Below are 17,794 nucleotides of genomic sequence, written 5' to 3'. Positions count from 1 at the left end.
CCGATCCCCTATTCAGTGTCGCGCAGCGGGATCTGGCGCGCGGTCTCGAAGCGCTCGCGCCGTGACGGCCGGAAGGCCCAGACGACGATCCCCGTGAAGAGCACGAAGAACCAGATGACCCAGGCGGTGGTCAGCAGGCTGTGGAATTCGTGGATGTCCATCTCGCCCTCCCCTACTGCTGCCGCAGTTGCTCGGGCGTGACCTCGGAGAAGTCCACGAGGGTGCCGAGCATCTGCAGATAGGCCACGACCGCATCCATCTCCGTGACGACGCGCGGATTGCCGTCAGGGTCCATCTGGCGGGCGCGGGCGTAGCGGGCGGCGAAGGCGCTGCCGTCCTCGGCCGGGCGCGCCTGCGCCTCGAGGTCGGCGACGGCGTTGGTCACCATCTCCTCCGTGTAGGGCACGCCCAGGCGCCGCAGCGCCGCGAGACGGTCGCGCATGTTGGCGTAGCTCAGCGGCCGGTCGAGGAAGGCGTAGGCCGGCATCACGGTCTCGGGCACCAGCGCCCGCGGGTCGCGCAGGTGCAGCACGTGCCATTCGTCCGAATAGCGGCCGCCGACGCGGGCGAGGTCCGGGCCCGTGCGCTTGCTGCCCCACTGGAAGGGCCGGTCGTACATGCTCTCGGCCGCGAGGCTGTAGTGGCCATAGCGCTCCCGCTCGTCGCGGAAGGGGCGCACCATCTGGCTGTGGCAGGTGTAGCACCCCTCCCGCACGTAGATGTCGCGCCCCGCGAGCTCCAGCGGGGTATAGGGGCGGATGCCGCCGACGCGCTCGATCGTGCTCTCGATGGTGAAGAGCGGGATCACCTGGACGAGCCCGCCGATCGAGATGGTGATCAGCGTCAGCACGCCGAGCAGGATGAGGTTCCGCTCGATCTTGCTGTGGCTGAAGCGAATGCCGAACATGCGATGCGTCTCCTCAGGCGGCCACGCGCGCGGCGGCCGGGAGGATGCCGTGCGGCTCCTCCTGGGGAGCCCGCACGCTGCGGTACAGGTTGTAGGCCATCAGCAGCGCGCCGATGAGGTAAAGCACGCCGCCCATGGCGCGGATCACGTAGTAGGGGTGCATCGCCGCCACCGTCTCCACGAAGGAGTACTGGAGGAAGCCCAGGTGATCGTAGGCGCGCCACATCAGGCCCTGCATGATGCCCGACACCCACATCGAGGTGATGTAGAGAAGGATGCCCAGCGTCGCGATCCAGAAGTGCCAGTTGGCCAGCTTGGTCGACCAGAGCGCGGTGCGGCCCCAGAGGCGCGGCACGAGCCAGTAGAGCACGCCGAAGGTGATGAAGCCGTTCCAGCCCAGCGCGCCGGAATGCACGTGGCCGATCGTCCAGTCGGTGTAGTGCGACAGCGAGTTGACGGCGCGGATCGACATCACCGGCCCCTCGAAGGTCGCGATGCCGTAGAAGCCCAGCGCGGCGACGGAGAAGCGCAGCCCCGGATCGGTGCGCAGCTTGTCCCAGGCGCCGGAGAGCGTCATCAGCCCGTTGATCATGCCGCCCCAGGAGGGCATCCACAGCATGATCGAGAACACCATGCCCAGCACCTGCGCCCAGTCGGGCAGCGCGGTGTGGTGCAGGTGGTGCGGGCCCGCCCAGATGTAGAGGAAGGTCAGCGCCCAGAAGTGCACGATCGAGAGGCGGTAGGAGTAGATCGGCCGCTCGGCCTGCTTCGGCACGAAGTAGTACATCATCCCGAGAAAGCCCGAGGTGAGGAAGAAGCCCACCGCGTTGTGGCCGTACCACCACTGGATCATGGCATCCTGCACGCCGGCCGCGGCGCCGTAGGACTTGGCGCCGGCGAAGGAGACCGGCAGCGCCATGTTGTTGCCGAGATGCAGCACGGCGACGGTGATAATGAAGGCAAGGAAGAACCAGTTCGCGACGTAGATATGCGGCTCCTCGCGCCGCAGGATCGTGCCGCCGTAGATGACCAGGTAGGCCACCCAGACGAAGGTCAGCCAGAGATCGGCATACCATTCTGGCTCGGCGTATTCCTTGCCCTGCGTGACGCCGAGCAGGTAGCCGGTCGCCGCGATCACGATGAAGAAGTTGTAGCCCCAGAAGAGGAACCAGCCCGCATCGTCACCGCCCAGGAGCCGCGCGCGGCAGGTGCGCTGCACGACGTAGAGGCTCGTCAGCATCAGGGCATTGCCGCCGAAGGCGAAGATCACCGCCGAGGTGTGCAGCGGGCGCAGTCGGCCGAAGGTCGTGTATTCGAGGCCGAGGTTCAGCGCCGGGAAGGCCAGCTGAAAGGCGATGTAGACGCCGACGAGGAAGCCCGCGATGCCCCAGAAGATGGTGGCGACCGCGAAGGCCCGCAGGGGCGCCTCGACATAAAGGGGCTGCGCGCGTGGGGTGTGGCGCGCCAACGGCGCGTCCGCCGCCGCGATCACGTTATCGTGCATGAGGAACTCCTGGCATGGAGGTCTGATCGGACATCCCGGCGCGAGGGGCCTTGATTTGAATCAAGCCTCGGCCACGACGCGCAGGGCGAGGGCGAGGAGCAGGGCTGCGTTCACCAGGAGGGCGAGCGCGCCGAACAGCCTCAGCCGGGCGCCGAAACGCCGGCCAAAGAAGCTGCCGAGGACGGAAACGCCGGTGAGGCCCGGCACGGTGCCCGCGACGAAGGCCAGCATGGCCAGGGCCCCGGCCAGCGCACTGCCACTTGCCGCGGCGGCCGCCAACGCGGCGTAGAGGAGACCGCAGGGCAAGGCCGAGAGCATCAGCCCCAGCAGGAAGCGCCGCCACGGGCTTGGCGCCCCTTGCGACAGAAGGCCCCTCATCAGCCTTGGCACCGGCAGCGTGGGCAGACGCCAAGGCAGCGAAAGCCCTGGGACGGCCTGGACCAGCATGAGAAGCGCGGCCAGGACCAGCGGCACGGCGAGCAGGGATCGCGACAGGCCAAGGGAGGCCAGCCCCACGGCAGCGCCGGCAGCACCGCCGAGCGCGACATAACCCGCCGCGCGGCCGAGTTGGTAGGGAAGAAGATGAAGCCCGGTCAGCCGCGCGAGGCGGCCGGAGGGCAGGCCCTGCACCGTCTGGGCGATGACGAAGGGCCCGCACATCCCCGCGCAATGGGTCACCCCGCCGGCGAGCCCGGCCAGGAACATGGCCCCCGCCAGCGCGAGGGCGCCATCGGCGCCCAGGGCCGTCAGGCTATGCAGGCAATCGGACAACATGGCCGCCGCATGGCATGCGGCAGGGAGACGTTCCTTGATTCAGCGCAAGGCGGGCAGGCGCGGGCCCTGCCGATCGGTCACCGGAAGATCAAGCGGCGGGGGCAGGTTGAATCCTGGCCCCGCCACGCCCGGTTCAGGCGACCGACGGGGCGGTCTCGACCTCGTCCGCCTCGGGCGCCGGACGGGTCAGGGGAACGTCGTCCACGATCCGCCCCCCCTCCATATGGATCGCCCGGGTGCACCACTTGTTCACGATGTCCATGGAGTGCGTCGCGATCACCAGGATCTCGGCCTGGCCGACAAGCTCGCCGAGGCGCTGGTCCGCCTTCTTCATGAAGTTCTGGTCGCCCGCGGCCAGCCACTCGTCCATCAGCAGGATGGCCGGGGCCTTCGCGGTCGCAAGGGCGAAGCCCAGGCGGATGTTCATGCCGGCCGAGTAACCACGGATCGGCAGGTCGATGAACTCGCCCAGATCGGCGAAGGAGACCGCATATTCGGTGAAGCGTTCCGCCTCTTCGCCCTTCAGGCCGCGATACAGGCAGTGAAGGGCGATGTTCTCCCGCCCCGTCAGCAGCGCGTTGACGCCGGCATTCGGATCGATGAGCGAGGCGATGGTCCCCTGGAGGGTCAGGCGACCGCCGGCCGGCTCGTAGATGCCCGCCAGGGCCCGCAGCAAAGTGGATTTTCCGGCACCGTTCGGGCCGATGAGCGCAACCCGCTCGCCTCGTTCGATAACGAAGTCGAGGCTGCGCAACGCGGCCACGGCCACCGTGCTACCGCTATCCGCCTTCAGCCGTCCGGGCCCATTCCCCAGCAGGCGCTTCTTCAGGGAGCGCCCGTTATGGTGATAGAGCGGATAGTCGATGGACAGGCCCTGGGCCTCGATGCGTGCCATCTCTTCAGACCCAGAAAGCGATGCGGTTGCGGAAGCGCGCAAAGAGCGCGAAGGCGGCCACGCCCAGCAGGCCCGAATAGACCAGCGACGCCACCCATTCGATCAGGGGGAAGGGCCTGCCCAGCAGCGGCGCGCGGACGATCTCCATCATCGAATAGAAGGGGTTGAGCGGCAGCCAGGGCTGCCAGTGGCCCACCAGTTCCGGCTTCCAGATGATCGGCGTCATGAAGAAGGCGATCTGCATGATGGAGGCGATGATCGGGGGGATGTCGCGAAAGCGCGCGCAGACCGCGCCGAACAGCAGCCCGGCCCAGAAAGCGCAGAAGGCCAGCAGGATGAGGCCAGGAATGGCCATCAGGGCTTCCCAGCCCGGCATTATCCCGAACAGTGCCAGCACAATGAGAATGAGGGGCAGGTTGTGCGCGGCGACCAGGGCGTTGCGAAACACCGCCCGCAGGGCGTGGAGCGTATAGGGCAAAGGCATCTGCCGGATGACGCCCTCCGACGACGTCATGGTGATACAGGCGTCATTGACGCTTTGCAGGAGCACTCCCCAGATGACCAGGCTGGCCGAAAGCCAGGGCAGGTAGGAGGCCAGGTCGATCCGGAACAGCTTGGCGTAGAGCACGCCGAGCATGCCCAGCATCAGCGCGGTCGAGAGGGTCAGCCAGAGCGGCCCCAGCACCGAGCCCCGATAGCGCTCCTTGATGTCGCCGCTCGCCAGCGCCCAGGCCAGGCGCCAGAGGCCGAAGCCCGAGCTCAGATCGTCGACGGCGCGCTGGAGGCGCTGCGGATTTCCGGCGTCGTGCATGATCACGGGCTCGCCGATCGCCTCGCCCTCGGTGCGGTCAGGGCCGCAGGCAGCCATGCTGGTCCTGGTCATCAATCAGATCATCTCGCTGTGGAAAGTCCCGAAGCGGCCCCACCTCGACCCGGTCTTGCCGCGGTTCGCAAGGTGCCCGTCCTGGTCGAAGGCCCTGTGCGTTTTACGCCCCCTTGAGGGGCGGCGAAAGCCCAGGATGCCGGCACCCGCCCGCGAGGGGCGCAACCCAGCCTCCCTGGCTCCTCCCAGGCCGCGCAACGGCCGCCGCGGCGCCTTGCCGGGACGGCCCGACCGCCCGATCCTGCACCCCATCCCCCTCGCCGCCTGTCGCGGCCCATCGGAGAAACGCCCATGCCCATGATCCAGGTCCAGATGTATGCCGGCCGCAGCCCCGACCAGAAGCGCGCCCTCGTGAAGGCCCTCACCGAGGCCTTCGTGACCACGGCCGGCGGCACGCCGCAGGCCGTTCAGGTCGTCCTCCAGGAAGTCGAGAAGTCCGACTGGGCCACGGGCGGCGTCCTGGCCTCAGAGACGCCGCCCAAGGGCTGAGCCCTGCCGGAGGGCCTGGATCAGGACTCGCCGCCGCGGGTCGCCTCGAAGAGGAACCAGGCCCTCCGCTCCGTCTCGTCGATCCAGTTCTCGATGAGGCTGGCGCTCGCCACGTCGCCATGCTCCTCGCACACCTCGTGCGCGGCGCGGAAATGGTCGGTCAGTACCGTATTGTCCTGGCGCAGCTCGGCCAGCATGTCCTTCGGCGTGACGAATTCAGCGTCGTTGTCGGACAGGCGCTGGGTGCGGGAGATATGGCCGATGGAGCGCAGCGTCGTGGCGCCCACCTTGCGCACCCGCTCCGCCAGCGGATCGGTCATGGCGAAGATCTGGTCGCTCTGCTCGTCCAGCATCAGGTGATAGTCGCGGAAATGCGGGCCGGACATGTGCCAGTGGAAATTCTTCGTCTTCAGGTAGAGCGCGAAGACATCGGCCAGCGCCAGGTTCAGGGCGGCGGCGAGGTCCCTCTGGGCATTGTCGGAATAGCCGGCCGGGGTGGCGAGCGGCGCGGTGCGAGGGTCGCGCTTGGGCGTCTTGGCCATCAAAGGTCTCCTTCTGTTGCGCTGCTCAGCCTGGCAGCCTGCGGTACATGGGTACGGCATCTGGACGCGGCAATTCGTCTCGATCGCGGAAAGCATGCCACCGTTTTGCCTGCCCCGTCCGCCGGCGCGGTGTCTGGTCGCTGAGAGGCCGGAGGGCTAGCCTCAGGAAAGAGCCTCATCGCGGAGCCTACCGCCTCATGAACCAGATTGCCCCTTCCTCGTCCGTCGGGACGCCGGATTCCCTCGCGCGCCTGGCGGAGGTCGCCGTCCGTGTCGGCCTGAACCTCCGCCCGGGCCAGGAGGTCCTCATGACCTCCTCCCTCGACGCGGTGCCGCTTGCGCGCCTCATCACCGACGCCGCCTACAAGGCCGGCGCCAGCCTCGTCACGACGCTCTATTCCGACGACCAGCAGACCCTGTCCCGCTTCCGCCATGCGACGCCGGAGAGCTTCGACCACACGGCCGGCTGGCTCTACGAGGGCATGGCCGAGGCCTTCCGGCGCGGCGCCGCGCGCCTCGCCATCGTGGGCGAGGACCCGGCCCTGCTGGCCGCGCAGGATGCCGGGCTCGTCGCCCGCGCCAACCGTGCCCGCGCCCAGGCCTATCGCCCGGCGCTCGAACTCATCACCACCTCGGCCATCAATTGGAGCCTCGTGCCCTACGCCTCGCCGGCCTGGGCGCGCGCCATGTTCCCCGAGCTGCCGGAGGCCGAGGCCCTCGAGAAGCTCTGGGCCGCGATCTTCGCCGCCACCCGGGTGGACCAGGCGGATCCCATCGCGGCCTGGGCGGCGCACAACGCCGTGCTGATGCGCCGTCGGCAGAAGCTCACCGACCGCCGCTACGCCGCGCTGCGCTTCCGCGGCCCGGGCACCGACCTCACCGTGGGCCTGGCGGACGGGCATGCCTGGATGGGCGGCCAGTCGACCGCGCTCAACGGCATCACCGGCAATCCGAACATCCCGACCGAGGAGGTCTTCACGACCCCGCACGCCGCCCGCACCCAGGGCCACGTCGTGGCGACGAAGCCGCTGGCCTATCAGGGCACGCTGATCCGCGACATCCGCGTGCGCTTCGAGAACGGCGTTATCGTCGAGGCCTCGGCCAGCACCGGGCAGGAGGTGCTGGAACGCATGATCGGCAGCGACGACGGCGCGCGCCGGCTGGGCGAGGTCGCCCTGGTCCCCGCCTCCTCGCCGATCTCGAAGAGCGGACTGCTCTTCCTGAACACGCTCTTCGACGAGAATGCCGCGAGCCACATCGCCCTCGGCCAGGCCTATTCGAAGTGCTTCGTCGACGGCGACACCATCACCCCGGACGACTTCACGGCGCGCGGCGGCAACACCAGCCTGATCCATGTGGACTGGATGATCGGCTCGGCCGAGATCGACGTGGACGGCATCGACGCACAGGGCCAGGCGGAGCCGGTGATGCGCGCGGGGGAATGGGCGGCCTGACCGAAGCCAGGATGGCCGGCAAGATGGAGCATTTATAACGATATCGTATTGCATTCCATGACATCTTTTTGACTCCGTCATGGAGGCACCCACATGCGCCGCCAGTCCCTGACCACCTGGATCATCATCGCGATGCTGCTCGGCATCGCGGTGGGCTACATGTGCCACGAATTGTGGCCCGACCCCGTGATCGCGCGTTCCATCGCCGACTACATCTCGCTCTTCACCGACGTCTTCCTGCGGCTGATCAAGATGATCATCGCCCCGCTCGTCTTCTCCACGCTGGTGGTCGGCGTGGCGCATATGGGCGACGTGAAGGCGGTAGGGCGGATCGGCGGCAAGGCCATGCTCTGGTTCGTCTCCGCCTCGCTGGTCTCGCTGCTGCTGGGCCTGATCCTGGTGAACATCCTGCAGCCGGGCGCCAACCTGAACATGGCGATCCCCGAGGCCGGGACGGCCACCAATATCCGGGCGTCCTCGCTCTCGCTGAAGGACTTCGTAACGCATCTCGTGCCCGTCTCCATCTTCGACGCCATGGCGCGGAACGAGATCCTGCAGATCGTCGTCTTCTCGCTGCTCTTCGGTGTCGCCGCCGCCTCGCTGGGCGAGAAGGCACAGACGCTGGTGAAGTGGATCGAGGAGCTCTCGCACGTCGTCCTCAAGATCACCGGCTACATCATGGGGCTGGCGCCGCTCGCCGTCTTCGCCTCGATGGCCGCGATCATCACGACGCAGGGCCTCGGCATCCTCGTCACCTACGGCAAGTTCGTCGCCGAATTCTATTTCGGCCTGGCGCTGCTCTGGTGCCTGCTGACCTTCGTGGGCTTCCTCATCTTCGGCAGGCGCGTCTTCGAGCTGGTGTCGCTGGTGCGCCAGCCCTTCCTGCTGGCCTTCAGCACGGCGAGCAGCGAGGCCGCCTATCCCAAGCTCATGGAGCAGCTCGCCCGCTTCGGCGTCAGCCCCAAGGTCATCTCCTTCGTGCTGCCGCTCGGCTATTCCTTCAATCTGGACGGCTCGATGATGTACTGCACCTTCGCGGTGGTCTTCATCGCGCAGGCCTACAACATCGACCTCTCCGTCGGCACGCAGATCACCATGCTCCTGCTGCTGATGCTGACCAGCAAGGGCATGGCGGGCGTGCCGCGCGCCTCGCTGGTGGTGATCGCGGCGACCCTCTCCACCTTCAACATTCCCGAGGCCGGGCTGCTGCTGATCATCGGCATCGACCAGTTCCTCGACATGGGGCGGTCGGCCACGAACGTCATCGGCAACTCGCTGGCCGCCGCCGTCGTCGGCAAGTGGGAGGGCGACCGCGTTGCGGAGCCCGGCTCGGCCATCCAACCCGAGCCGCCCACCGGCACCTACGACCAGGCGGAGGGCGTGGAGGCCGCCAGGGCATGATCCTCCGCCTTCTCGTCGCGTCGCTGCTGCTGGCCCTGGCGCCGCGTGCCCAGGCCCAGGATTCCGCGCCGGCAGCGCTGACGGGCCTGATGCGCAAGGCCGCGGAGAGCCGGCGCATCGCGATCGGCTACCGCGAGGCGTCCCTGCCCTTCTCCTACCTCAACCGGCAGCGCCAACCGCTCGGCTACAGCATCGACCTCTGCCGGGAGGTGGTGGCCGAGCTGCGGGCCGAGACCGGGCGCGAGATCACCGTGGACTGGCGCCCGGTGACGCCGGAGACGCGGATCCCCGAGCTGCTCGCGGGCCATATCGACCTCGAATGTGGTTCCACCACCAGCAATGCCGAACGCGCCACGCAAGTGTCCTTCTCGCCGGTCTTCTTCGTGGCCGGCACGCGGTTGCTGGTCCCCAATGCAAGCGCGGTGCGCGGCCTGTCCGACCTTGCCGGCCGTACGATCGTGGTCACTGCCGGCACCACCAATGCCGAGGCGGTGCGCGGCCTGGCCGCACGGCAGCGCCTGCAGATCAACCTCGTCACCGAGCCGGACCACGCGCAATCCTTTGCGCGTCTCGCCGCCGGCAGGGCGGACGCCTTCGCGACCGATGACGTGCTGCTCTACGGCATGGTCGCGACCGCCCCCGGCGGCGACGGCTTCCGCGTCGCGGGCCCGCTGCTCTCCTACGAACCCTACGGGCTGATGTTCCGCCGCGGCGACCCTGCCTTCGCCAGTCTCCTCAACCGGACTTTCGCGCGGCTGGCCACCAGCGGGGAGCTCGGCGACATCTACGACCGCTGGTTCAACCGCCGCCTGCCGACGGGCGAGCGGCTGAACATCCCGATGAGCGCGCAGCTCACCGAGATCTTCCGCATGCTGGGCTCGCCCGACTAGGGCCTTTCCCGTCGGGATCCCCTCGCCCGATCAAGCCAGCTTGACCGGGCATCGTCGTTCAGTCCCAGAAGACCAGCGTCCGGGCCTCGATGCTTTCGCGTGGCGGCGCATCAGGCGGCGAGGAAGGGTCGTCGAAAGCGCCGTGGAAGGACAGTCGTGCCCGGCCGTCCGTCGCGCTGTCGTAGCACTTGATCAGCAACGCCTCGTTCGGCAGCTGGTATGGGAAATAGACCCAGGCGTGGCGCGGGCTGTGCCGCACGCTGAAGGTCTCCCCCACGCGATCGGCATAAACCAGCGAGGTGGGAACCAGGTCCTCCTCCGCGATGCTCGACCATTCGGCCAGCGCCAGCGGGCTTTCCTGCACCGGCTTCAGCGGCCGCCACAGGTTCACGATCGCGAAGCGGCCGGCCAGCAGGCGGTCGGCCTCCTCGGGCAGCAGGTCGCGCAGGCGCTGCGGGGCCGAGGCATAGGTATAGTCGTTGTGCACGCGCTTGGCCGGCTCGCGCAGGGCCGCATCGGCGGCGGCGCGGGCCGCGTTGCGGATGTTGTGGTCGAAGACCACCACGCGCGAGGCGCCGAGATGCGCGCGCAGGATGCTTGCCACCTCCGGGTAATAGTCCCGCCGGATCGCCGCCTCGTCATAGAGGTCGGGGACCTTGCTCGGCGCGTCGATCAGCGCGAAGCCATGGCCGTCCAGCGTGAATTCGTGCTGCCGGTGGCGCCCGTTCTCCACCAGCACGTCGCGCGGCTCGACCTCGATCGTGCTCACGGGAACGCCCGGCGGCGGGGTGGTGGCATAGCGCGTGGGCTGCTCGATCCCGTCGCGCAGATAGTTCAGCGGCGCCGTCTGCAGCAGCGGCGGGAGGACGTAACCGTCAGGCATGTGCGGGCTCCTTCGCGAGGTTCAGCGCCGCGACCGCGCGGCGCGTGGCCGGCAGGAGGGTGCGGCCGTAATCCAGGGCGTCTTCGAGCGGGTCGAAGCCGCGGATGAGGAAGGTCGAGACGCCGAGCGCGGCATAGTCGGCCAGCGATTCCGCCACCTGCTCCGGCGTGCCGACCAGCGCGGTGGTGTTCGCACCGGCGCCGACGGCGGCGGCCACCTCGGTCCAGAGGCGCTTGTCGCGCACGGCGCCGCCGGCGGCCGCGTCCAGCAGGCGCTTGCTGCCGATGCTCTCGGGCTTCGCGCCGCCCTTGCCGAAGTTGTCGCCGCGCAGCTCGCGGATGCGGTCCAGAATGTTCCGCGCCCGCGCCCAGGCGCGCTCCTCCGTGTCGGCCAGCACGGGCCGGACCGAGAGGCTGAAGCGGATGGAGGCCGGATCGCGGCCCGCGCGGGCCGCGCTGTCGCGCACGCGGGCGATGCTCTCGCGCGCCTGGTCAAGCGTCTCGCCCCAGAAGGCATAGACGTCGGCATGGCGGCCGGCGCTCTCGATCGCCACGTCCGAGGAACCGCCGAAGAAGACCGGGATATGCGGCTTCTGCAGCGGCTTCAGCTCGGAGAAGGCACGCTGGAGGCGATAGTAGGTCCCCTCATGGTCGAAGGGCTGCTCGCTGGTCCAAACGCGGCGCAGCAGGCCGACATATTCGTCCGTCCGCGCATAGCGCTGGGCGTGGTCGAGGAAGTCGCCATCCTGGCCCTGCTCGGCCGGGCTGCCGCCGGTGATGATGTGGATGGCCGCGCGACCGCCGCTCAGATGATCGAAGGTCGCGAACTGGCGCGCCGCCAGCGTGGGCGCGATGAAGCCCGGCCGGTGCGCCACCATGAAGCCGATGCGCTTGGTCTGCGCCGCGGCATGGCCTGCGATCAGCAGGGCATCGGGGCTTGTGGAATGCCAGGCCACGAGGATGCGGCCGAAGCCCGCCGCCTCATGCGCCTGTGCGAAGCGGGCGATATAGGCAGCGTCGAGGACGGGGCCGGTCGCCGGATGGATCTCGGACGAATGGCGGTGCGAGATCATGCCGATGAACTCAAGGGGGTGCGTCATGGCGATGCGATCCTTCAGGCGATGTTCAGGCGGCGTAGGACGCGGCCGGTGGCGGCGTGGTCGCGCGCGAGACGGGCGGTGAATTCGGCGGGGGTGACCTTCTCGGGGCGGAGGCCGAAACGCCGGAGCGCGGCATCCACCTCCGGATCGTTCAGGCCGGCGTTGAACTCACGGTTGATGCGCTCCACCACCGGCTCCGGCGTGCGGGCCGGCGCGAGAAGGCCGAACCAGCCGCCGGTCGGCCAGTCACGCCCGATGCCGTGCTCGCTGACGTTGGGCAGGTTGGGGAAGAGCGCCCAGCGGTCCGGGCCGAGGCTCGCCACGGCGCGGGCGCGCTCGGACACCACATGCGGCGCCAGGATGGGATCGATCATGAAGTGCACGTCGCCCGCCACCACCGCATTGGCGGCCGGGGCGCTGCCCGGGAACGGCACGTGGACGGCCTCGAAGCCGCCCGCATCGGCGAGCAGCGCGCCGCGCAGATGCCCCGCCGAGCCGATGCCCGCCGAGCCGTAGTTCAGGACACCCGGGTTCTGCCGGCCATAGGCGATCAGCTCCGGCAGGGTGCGCACCGGCAGCGAGGGCGTGACGGCAATCACGCTGTAGGACTCGCCCGCGATGGCGATCGGCGCGAAATCCCGCAGCGGGTCGTAGCCCACATTGCTCAGATGCGGCGCGATGGTGAGGTTGCCGGCCGAGGCGTTGAGCAGGGTCAGCCCGTCCGGCCGGCTTTCCGCGACGAGGCGCGCACCGACCGCACCGCCCGCGCCCGCGCGGTTCTCCACCACGACCGGCGTGCCCAGCCGCACCGAGAGCGCGCGGGACATGACGCGGGAGACGTTGTCGTTCGTCGCCCCCGGAGGGAAAGGGCAGATGTAGCGCAGCGGGCGCGCAGGAAAGACCTCCTGCGCGCGGCCGACGGCCGGCGCGGCGAGCAAGCCCGCCAGCAGGGCCCGGCGCGGCGCGAGCATCTTCACGGGGCTCATGCCGGAACCCCCGCGGTCAGGGCCGCGCGGCCGGCGCCGAGGAGCGCGGCGTCCTCCGTCGGCACATGCACGCGGGCGCATTGCACGTCGCGCCAATGCCGCTCGAGCGGGTTCGCGCGGTCGAGCGCGTGGTTGCCGGCCAGCGCCACCGACAGCTCCACGGCCTTGATCGCCTGGTTCGCGAGCAGCGCCTTGACCGCGCCGCTCTCGGCGGAGGACGGCACGCGTCCCGCCTCGACGTCGGCGGCCAGCGAGGCCGCGATGCGGCGGCTGGCGATGAGCTGCGCCTCGATCCCGCCCACCGCCTGCTGCACCTGCGGCAGGGCCGAAAGCGGCTGGCCGAGGCCCGAGGGGCGGCGATTGCGCAGGAAGTTCACCACCCAGTCGCGCGCGGCCTGGGCCACGCCCGTATAGACCCCGGTGACCAGCAGCGCGTTCCAGGCGGATTGCACCTCGTCATTGCTGATCCAGGCGCCGGCGGGCACGAGGCCAATGGCGTGGCTCTCGGGCACCGCCACGTCGGTCAGCAGCAGGTCGTGGCTGCCGGAGGCCCGCAGGCCCAGGTGGTTCCAGGCCTCGCGGGATTCGAGACCGGGCGTGCCGGCGGTCACGAGGAAGTTGCCGATGCGGGGCTCGTCCTCATCCGTCCGCGCCAGCACCTCAATGAAGCGCAGGCCGGGCAGGCCCGTGACGTAGCGCTTGTGGCCGGTCAGCGCCCAGCCGGTGTCGGTGCGCCGGGCGATGGTGCCCGGCAGGCCGCCGCGCGTGGGCGAGCCGAGCTCGGGCTCCACGCGGGCGGCGTTGATCAGCGCGCCCTCCGTCACGGCCAGGCGGCCCAGCCGCTCGCGCAGCGCCAGCGGCAGGGCCGCGTTGCGCGCCAGGCCCGCCTGCTTGGTGAGCTGCATGGCGAGGATCAGCGCCGTCGCCGGGCAGGCGGCGCCCACGCGCCGGACGGCCTCCGCGGCGAGGACGATCCCTGCCCCACCGCCGCCCAGCGCCGTCGGCACCGTCAGGCCGAGGACACCGGCCTCGCGCAGGCGCTGCAGGCTATCGAAGGGGAAGCTCGCCTCGCGGTCGTCCTGCGCGCCATTCGCCGCGATGGCGGCGATCAGCGCGGGGTCGTCCGGAAAGCGCCGCGGCAGCGGCGGCAGCCGGGACGAGAGCGACAGGGCCTGGGTGGTCACTTCCACGCCCCACCCCAGCTGCCGACGGGCGGGTGATTGCGGCGCAGATAGCCGCGGGCGGCGTCGCCGACTTCCGAGGCGGTCTCGAAATTCGCGCGGTCGAGCTCCTCGAGCCGGCGGTCGATGGCGATCAGGAACCAGCCGGCATCGCCCTGGGCGGCAACGGCGATGAGGGCTCCATCCTCGATGATGGGATTGGAAAGGCGCATGGGATTCTCCGGGGCCGCGGCGCGGCCATCAGGCGTCGTGAGGTCGGCTGGTCGATGGCGGCTCAGCCGCGACACAGGCCCCGACAGCGCGAAACCACCCGGGAACGGGGGAGGGAGACGGACGGGCGGGATATTCTGGCCATCACGGTTCCTCGTCGTCTTGAGCTCGGCCCGGCGCCGGCGGGGTGCCGGGCGGGGATTCATCGGATCAAAATCGTGCTTTGATCATTATACGCCGTGATGGTGATATTTCAACACGGATCGATGGAGAATGCATCGATTTACATGCCGCGCATATTTTCCATTTGCTATCATATGATTGATGGGAAAAATCTACCCTGCTCCGTCGTTCAGGTTAGGGGCAAGGCCCCTGCCGCGGGCAGAGCGGCCGCTTCATTCCGACAGCACGCAAATTTATATCGTGAAAATCGGATTGAACTTTTATGGCTAGTTTTATAGGTTTGCGGAGCGCGCCCCGTCCGGGGCCCTTGATCCGAGGTTTCCTTGCCGACCGCCGTCCGCCTTCACGTGAAGACATCCTTCCCGCGCTGTCGCCGCGCCGCCTGACCCGCCGGCCGCGCGCCTCGCCGGCCGCCGATCGGAAACCCCGATAACCCTGCCTTCCTGGAGCCCCGCCATGTCCGGCTCACCCCGTCCTCGCCCGTCCCCTGCCCTCCGGCCCCGCCATTTCTGTCGAAGCTCCGCTTCCCCGCTGGCCTGAACTCTTTTTCTTTTTCCGGAGCATTTCCCCATGACGACCACCCGCCGCGACGCGCTTCGCCTCGCCTCGCTTTTCTCCGTCGCCGCTGCGACGCCCGTCCTCGCCCAGGCAAACAATGGCGGCGCCTGGCCCAACCGGCCGGTGAAGATCATCGTGCCCTGGCCCGCCGGCGGCCCCGGCGACCTCTTTGCCCGCGCCCTGGCGCGCGAGTTCTCCCCGCGCTTCGGCCAGCCCTTCGTGGTGGAGAACCGCACGGGCGCGACCGGCACGGTGGGCATCCAGTACGTCGCCCGCAGCGCGCCGGACGGCTACACGCTGCTGCTGCCCAACCTCACCGCCTTCATCGGCAGCGTGGTGGCGCTGGGCGACGCCGTGCAGTTCGACCCGCTGCGCGACTTCACGTCGATCGGCATCTTCGTCGAATCCGCCAGCGTCCTCTGGGCCCATCCCAGCCTGGGCGTCGAGACCTTCGAGCAGCTGCTCACCCGCGCCCGTGATTCCAGCAAGCCGCGCGTGGCCTTCGGCACCACCGGCAGCGGCTCCGTCTCCGAGCAGTCGGTGGAGCAGCTGGCCCGCCATTATGCGCTGGACCTCGTGAAGGTGCCCTATCGCGGCACGGCGCCGCAGGTGACGGATCTCGTCGCCGGCCATGTGCAGATCGGCTCCTCCGACTTCCCGACGGCCGCGCCGCATTACCGCGACGGCCGCCTGCGCCCGGTGCTCATCATCGGCCGCCATCGCCTGTCGGAGCTGCCGGACGTGCCGACTTCGGCCGACCTCGGCCTCACCGAGCCCGACTTCACGATATGGAACGGCCTCTTCGCGCCCGCGGGCACGCCGGCGCCGATCGTGGAGCGCCTGCGGGAAGGCCTGGCCGCCGCCGTGCGCACCGAGGCCTTGCGCGCCCTCACGGACGGCAACGGCAACCGCGCGGTGCTGCAGAGCGGCGCCGAGGTGACGGCACGTCTTCAGCGGGAGCTGGAATCGCGCCGCGCCTTCGCCCGCGGCGTCGACGCCGTCTCCGGCTGACGGACGACACCCGACCCCCGGAGGTTCCTCGCGGGGCGGCGGTTGAAACATTCGCCCCCGCCCCGCATATCGCGCCGGTCGATATGAACCCCCGAGGGAGAAGATGATGGGCGAAGCCCTGGAACGGCATGAATTCGGCGCCGAGGTCGGGCGCCTTCTGGATCTGGTCGTGCATGCGCTCTACTCCGAGCGCGAGATCTTTCTCCGGGAGCTGGTGGCCAATGCCGCCGATGCCGTGGACCGCCGCCGCTTCGAGGCGCTGACCGATCACGCGCTGAGCCTGCCCGCCGACGCCAAGGTCCGCATCGTGCCGGACAAGGAAGCGCGCACGCTGACCATCACCGACCCCGGTACCGGCATGACCAAGGCCGAGCTGGCGCAGCACCTCGGCACCATCGCGCGCTCCGGCACCGCGGCCTTCGCGAAGTCCCTCGCCGATGCACCGGCCGGCGACAAGCCGAGCCTGATCGGCCAGTTCGGCGTCGGCTTCTACTCCGCCTTCATGGTGGCCGACCGCGTCGAGGTCACCTCGCGCCGCGCCGGTACCGAGGAGGCCTGGAGCTGGGCTTCCGAGGGCAAGGGCGACTACACCCTCGCCCCGGCCACGCGCGAGGAGGCCGGGACCGACATCGTCCTGCACATGAAGCCGGATGCCGAGGAGTTCCTCGAGCCCTACCGGCTGCAGACGATCATCCGCAAATGGGCGGACCACATCGCCATCCCGATCACCGTCGCGCGCGACGGCAATGACGAGCCGGCCAACGAGGGCACCGCCCTCTGGCGCAAGGCGAAGTCCGAGGTGACGGAGGAGCAGTACGCCGACTTCTACCGCCATGTCGCCCATGCCTTCGACACGCCCTGGGCCACGCTGCACTGGCGCGCCGAGGGGGCGATGGAATTCTCGGCGCTCCTCTACGTACCGGGGATGAAGCCCTTCCAGGCCGTGGAGGGCGAGCGCGAGAGCCGCGTGCGCCTGCACGTCCGCCGCATGTTCATCACCGACCAGGCCAACCTCCTGCCGCCCTGGCTGCGCTTCGTGCAGGGCGTGGTCGATACCGAGGACCTGCCGCTCAACGTCTCGCGCGAGATGCTGCAGTCCACGCCGGTGCTGGCCCGCATCCGCAAGGCCGTGACCAACCGCGTGCTGTCCGAGCTGAAGACCCAGGCCAAGGACGCCGCGAAGTACGAGGCCTTCTGGGACAATTTCGGCCCCGTGCTGAAGGAAGGCGTCTGGGAGGATGCCGAGAACCGCAAGGACGTCGCGGCGCTGCTGCGCTTCCGCTCCTCCGCGGTGGAGGGCTGGACCTCGCTCGCCGACTACGTCTCGCGCATGAAGGAAGGCCAGGAGGCCATCTACGTGCTGATCGGCGACGATACGGGCGCGCTGGCCAAGTCCCCGCAGCTTGAGGGCTTCCGGGCCAAGGGCGTTGAGGTGCTGCTGCTCGACGACAATATCGATGCCTTCTGGCCGGAGCGGCTCGGCACCTTCGAGGAGAAGCCGATCCGCAGCGTCACCCAGGGCACGGTGGATCTCTCCAAGGTCGCCGGCGGCGCCGAGGCTTCCGAGGCGGCCGACGTCACGCTGCTGCTGCCGCTGCTGAAGGACGCGCTGAAGGAGGATATCTCCGAGGTGCGCGCGACGGACCGGCTGGTGGACAGCGCCGTCGTGCTCGCCGCGCCGGAGCATGGGCCGGACCTGCAGATGCAGCGCATGCTGCGCCGGGCCGGACGTGGCGCAGGCGGCGGGTTGCCGGTGCTGGAGCTCAATCCGCGCCACCCGCTGATCCGCAAGCTGGCGGAAACTGCGGCGACCGACACGGCGCTCTTCGAGAAGGCGGGCCTGCTGCTGGACCTGGCCCGGGTGCAGGACGGCGACGTCCCGCGCGATCCGGCCGGCTTCGCGCGGCAGGTCGCCGCCGCGCTCGCCGTCTGAACAAGACCGAG

General features: G+C 69.4%; 18 protein-coding genes. 6 read left to right on the top strand and 12 right to left on the bottom strand.

All coding sequences use genetic code 11. The features are described 5' to 3' along the window. Positions 1-8 precede the first annotated feature (8 nt). From KHU32_RS22545 to KHU32_RS22520, 6 genes are all read right to left on the bottom strand, one after another. Complete coding sequence (locus KHU32_RS22545) at positions 9-161, bottom strand: cbb3-type cytochrome oxidase subunit 3 (protein WP_213672441.1); 153 nt, start codon at positions 159-161, stop codon at positions 9-11. An 11-nt stretch (positions 162-172) separates the two neighbouring features. After that, on the bottom strand, positions 173-907 hold the full coding sequence (gene ccoO / locus KHU32_RS22540; protein ID WP_213672440.1) for a cytochrome-c oxidase, cbb3-type subunit II: 735 nt from the start codon (positions 905-907) through the stop codon (positions 173-175). Positions 908-920: 13 nt separating this feature from the next. Beyond that, positions 921-2,411 (bottom strand): cytochrome-c oxidase, cbb3-type subunit I, encoded by a 1,491-nt coding sequence (gene ccoN, locus KHU32_RS22535; RefSeq protein WP_213672439.1) that lies wholly within the window; start codon positions 2,409-2,411, stop codon positions 921-923. Positions 2,412-2,471: 60 nt separating this feature from the next. Then, positions 2,472-3,185, bottom strand: coding sequence for an urease accessory protein UreH domain-containing protein (locus KHU32_RS22530; protein WP_213672438.1), 714 nt, complete (start codon positions 3,183-3,185; stop codon positions 2,472-2,474). Between the two features lie 133 nt (positions 3,186-3,318). Beyond that, positions 3,319-4,080: an ABC transporter ATP-binding protein gene (locus KHU32_RS22525; protein ID WP_213672437.1), complete on the bottom strand. Its 762-nt coding sequence runs from the start codon at positions 4,078-4,080 to the stop codon at positions 3,319-3,321. 4 nt (positions 4,081-4,084) lie between these two features. Beyond that, positions 4,085-4,963, bottom strand: coding sequence for an ABC transporter permease (locus tag KHU32_RS22520; protein ID WP_249681537.1), 879 nt, complete (start codon positions 4,961-4,963; stop codon positions 4,085-4,087). Between the two features lie 291 nt (positions 4,964-5,254). Here KHU32_RS22520 and KHU32_RS22515 point away from each other — a divergent pair, with 291 nt between their 5' ends. Continuing rightward, positions 5,255-5,452: a 2-hydroxymuconate tautomerase gene (locus KHU32_RS22515; RefSeq protein ID WP_213672436.1), complete on the top strand. Its 198-nt coding sequence runs from the start codon at positions 5,255-5,257 to the stop codon at positions 5,450-5,452. Between the two features lie 20 nt (positions 5,453-5,472). On the opposite strand, the gene KHU32_RS22510 is transcribed toward KHU32_RS22515, so the two are convergent. Further along, on the bottom strand, positions 5,473-5,994 hold the full coding sequence (locus KHU32_RS22510) for a Dps family protein (protein WP_213672435.1): 522 nt from the start codon (positions 5,992-5,994) through the stop codon (positions 5,473-5,475). A gap of 197 nt (positions 5,995-6,191) precedes the next feature. On the opposite strand from KHU32_RS22510, the gene KHU32_RS22505 reads away from it, so the two are divergent. From KHU32_RS22505 to KHU32_RS22495, 3 genes are all read left to right on the top strand, one after another. After that, positions 6,192-7,448, top strand: a complete 1,257-nt coding sequence (locus KHU32_RS22505; protein ID WP_213672434.1) for an aminopeptidase — start codon at positions 6,192-6,194, stop codon at positions 7,446-7,448. 93 nt (positions 7,449-7,541) lie between these two features. Beyond that, positions 7,542-8,849 (top strand): dicarboxylate/amino acid:cation symporter, encoded by a 1,308-nt coding sequence (locus KHU32_RS22500; protein ID WP_213672433.1) that lies wholly within the window; start codon positions 7,542-7,544, stop codon positions 8,847-8,849. Continuing rightward, positions 8,846-9,739 (top strand): amino acid ABC transporter substrate-binding protein, encoded by an 894-nt coding sequence (locus tag KHU32_RS22495; protein WP_213672432.1) that lies wholly within the window; start codon positions 8,846-8,848, stop codon positions 9,737-9,739. Before KHU32_RS22500 ends, KHU32_RS22495 begins: the two co-directional genes overlap by 4 nt. 58 nt (positions 9,740-9,797) lie before the next feature. Here KHU32_RS22495 and KHU32_RS22490 read toward each other — a convergent pair whose 3' ends face one another. From KHU32_RS22490 to KHU32_RS22470, 5 genes are read right to left on the bottom strand one after another with little or no spacing between them, the layout of a single operon-like run. Further along, a complete protein-coding gene (locus KHU32_RS22490; protein WP_213672431.1) occupies positions 9,798-10,622 on the bottom strand; it encodes a CmcJ/NvfI family oxidoreductase in 825 nt (274 codons plus the stop codon). Then, the gene (locus KHU32_RS22485) at positions 10,615-11,721 is read right to left on the bottom strand and encodes an LLM class flavin-dependent oxidoreductase (protein ID WP_213672430.1); all 1,107 of its coding nucleotides are present in this window, start codon (positions 11,719-11,721) and stop codon (positions 10,615-10,617) included. Before KHU32_RS22485 ends, KHU32_RS22490 begins: the two co-directional genes overlap by 8 nt. A gap of 14 nt (positions 11,722-11,735) precedes the next feature. After that, positions 11,736-12,707 (bottom strand): Bug family tripartite tricarboxylate transporter substrate binding protein, encoded by a 972-nt coding sequence (locus KHU32_RS22480; protein ID WP_213672429.1) that lies wholly within the window; start codon positions 12,705-12,707, stop codon positions 11,736-11,738. Next, on the bottom strand, positions 12,704-13,897 hold the full coding sequence (locus KHU32_RS22475) for an acyl-CoA dehydrogenase family protein (protein ID WP_213672428.1): 1,194 nt from the start codon (positions 13,895-13,897) through the stop codon (positions 12,704-12,706). Before KHU32_RS22475 ends, KHU32_RS22480 begins: the two co-directional genes overlap by 4 nt. Next, on the bottom strand, positions 13,888-14,100 hold the full coding sequence (locus KHU32_RS22470) for a hypothetical protein (protein ID WP_213672427.1): 213 nt from the start codon (positions 14,098-14,100) through the stop codon (positions 13,888-13,890). Before KHU32_RS22470 ends, KHU32_RS22475 begins: the two co-directional genes overlap by 10 nt. 751 nt (positions 14,101-14,851) lie before the next feature. Between KHU32_RS22470 and KHU32_RS22465 the strand changes: the two genes are divergently transcribed. Together KHU32_RS22465 and htpG are read left to right on the top strand one after the other, a co-directional pair. After that, positions 14,852-15,850: a Bug family tripartite tricarboxylate transporter substrate binding protein gene (locus KHU32_RS22465; RefSeq protein ID WP_213672426.1), complete on the top strand. Its 999-nt coding sequence runs from the start codon at positions 14,852-14,854 to the stop codon at positions 15,848-15,850. Positions 15,851-15,956: 106 nt separating this feature from the next. After that, on the top strand, positions 15,957-17,783 hold the full coding sequence (gene htpG / locus KHU32_RS22460) for a molecular chaperone HtpG (RefSeq protein WP_213672484.1): 1,827 nt from the start codon (positions 15,957-15,959) through the stop codon (positions 17,781-17,783). The last annotated feature ends 11 nt before the right edge of the window (positions 17,784-17,794 follow it).

This window comes from Roseococcus pinisoli (assembly GCF_018413645.1).
Classification (GTDB): domain Bacteria; phylum Pseudomonadota; class Alphaproteobacteria; order Acetobacterales; family Acetobacteraceae; genus Roseococcus; species Roseococcus pinisoli.
Note: the sequence above shows the minus strand (reverse complement) of the source record. Positions and strands in the feature narration are given on the sequence as shown.

Excerpts from the sequence above, each read along its gene's own strand:
- KHU32_RS22545 (WP_213672441.1), bottom strand. The coding sequence starts at position 161 with ATGGACATCCACGAATTCCACAGCCTGCTGACCACCGCCTGGGTCATC.
- ccoO (WP_213672440.1), bottom strand. The coding sequence starts at position 907 with ATGTTCGGCATTCGCTTCAGCCACAGCAAGATCGAGCGGAACCTCATC.
- ccoN (WP_213672439.1), bottom strand. The coding sequence starts at position 2,411 with ATGCACGATAACGTGATCGCGGCGGCGGACGCGCCGTTGGCGCGCCAC.
- KHU32_RS22530 (WP_213672438.1), bottom strand. The coding sequence starts at position 3,185 with ATGTTGTCCGATTGCCTGCATAGCCTGACGGCCCTGGGCGCCGATGGC.
- KHU32_RS22525 (WP_213672437.1), bottom strand. The coding sequence starts at position 4,080 with ATGGCACGCATCGAGGCCCAGGGCCTGTCCATCGACTATCCGCTCTAT.
- KHU32_RS22520 (WP_249681537.1), bottom strand. The coding sequence starts at position 4,963 with ATGACCAGGACCAGCATGGCTGCCTGCGGCCCTGACCGCACCGAGGGC.
- KHU32_RS22515 (WP_213672436.1), top strand. The coding sequence starts at position 5,255 with ATGCCCATGATCCAGGTCCAGATGTATGCCGGCCGCAGCCCCGACCAG.
- KHU32_RS22510 (WP_213672435.1), bottom strand. The coding sequence starts at position 5,994 with ATGGCCAAGACGCCCAAGCGCGACCCTCGCACCGCGCCGCTCGCCACC.
- KHU32_RS22505 (WP_213672434.1), top strand. The coding sequence starts at position 6,192 with ATGAACCAGATTGCCCCTTCCTCGTCCGTCGGGACGCCGGATTCCCTC.
- KHU32_RS22500 (WP_213672433.1), top strand. The coding sequence starts at position 7,542 with ATGCGCCGCCAGTCCCTGACCACCTGGATCATCATCGCGATGCTGCTC.
- KHU32_RS22495 (WP_213672432.1), top strand. The coding sequence starts at position 8,846 with ATGATCCTCCGCCTTCTCGTCGCGTCGCTGCTGCTGGCCCTGGCGCCG.
- KHU32_RS22490 (WP_213672431.1), bottom strand. The coding sequence starts at position 10,622 with ATGCCTGACGGTTACGTCCTCCCGCCGCTGCTGCAGACGGCGCCGCTG.
- KHU32_RS22485 (WP_213672430.1), bottom strand. The coding sequence starts at position 11,721 with ATGACGCACCCCCTTGAGTTCATCGGCATGATCTCGCACCGCCATTCG.
- KHU32_RS22480 (WP_213672429.1), bottom strand. The coding sequence starts at position 12,707 with ATGAGCCCCGTGAAGATGCTCGCGCCGCGCCGGGCCCTGCTGGCGGGC.
- KHU32_RS22470 (WP_213672427.1), bottom strand. The coding sequence starts at position 14,100 with ATGCGCCTTTCCAATCCCATCATCGAGGATGGAGCCCTCATCGCCGTT.
- KHU32_RS22465 (WP_213672426.1), top strand. The coding sequence starts at position 14,852 with ATGACGACCACCCGCCGCGACGCGCTTCGCCTCGCCTCGCTTTTCTCC.
- htpG (WP_213672484.1), top strand. The coding sequence starts at position 15,957 with ATGGGCGAAGCCCTGGAACGGCATGAATTCGGCGCCGAGGTCGGGCGC.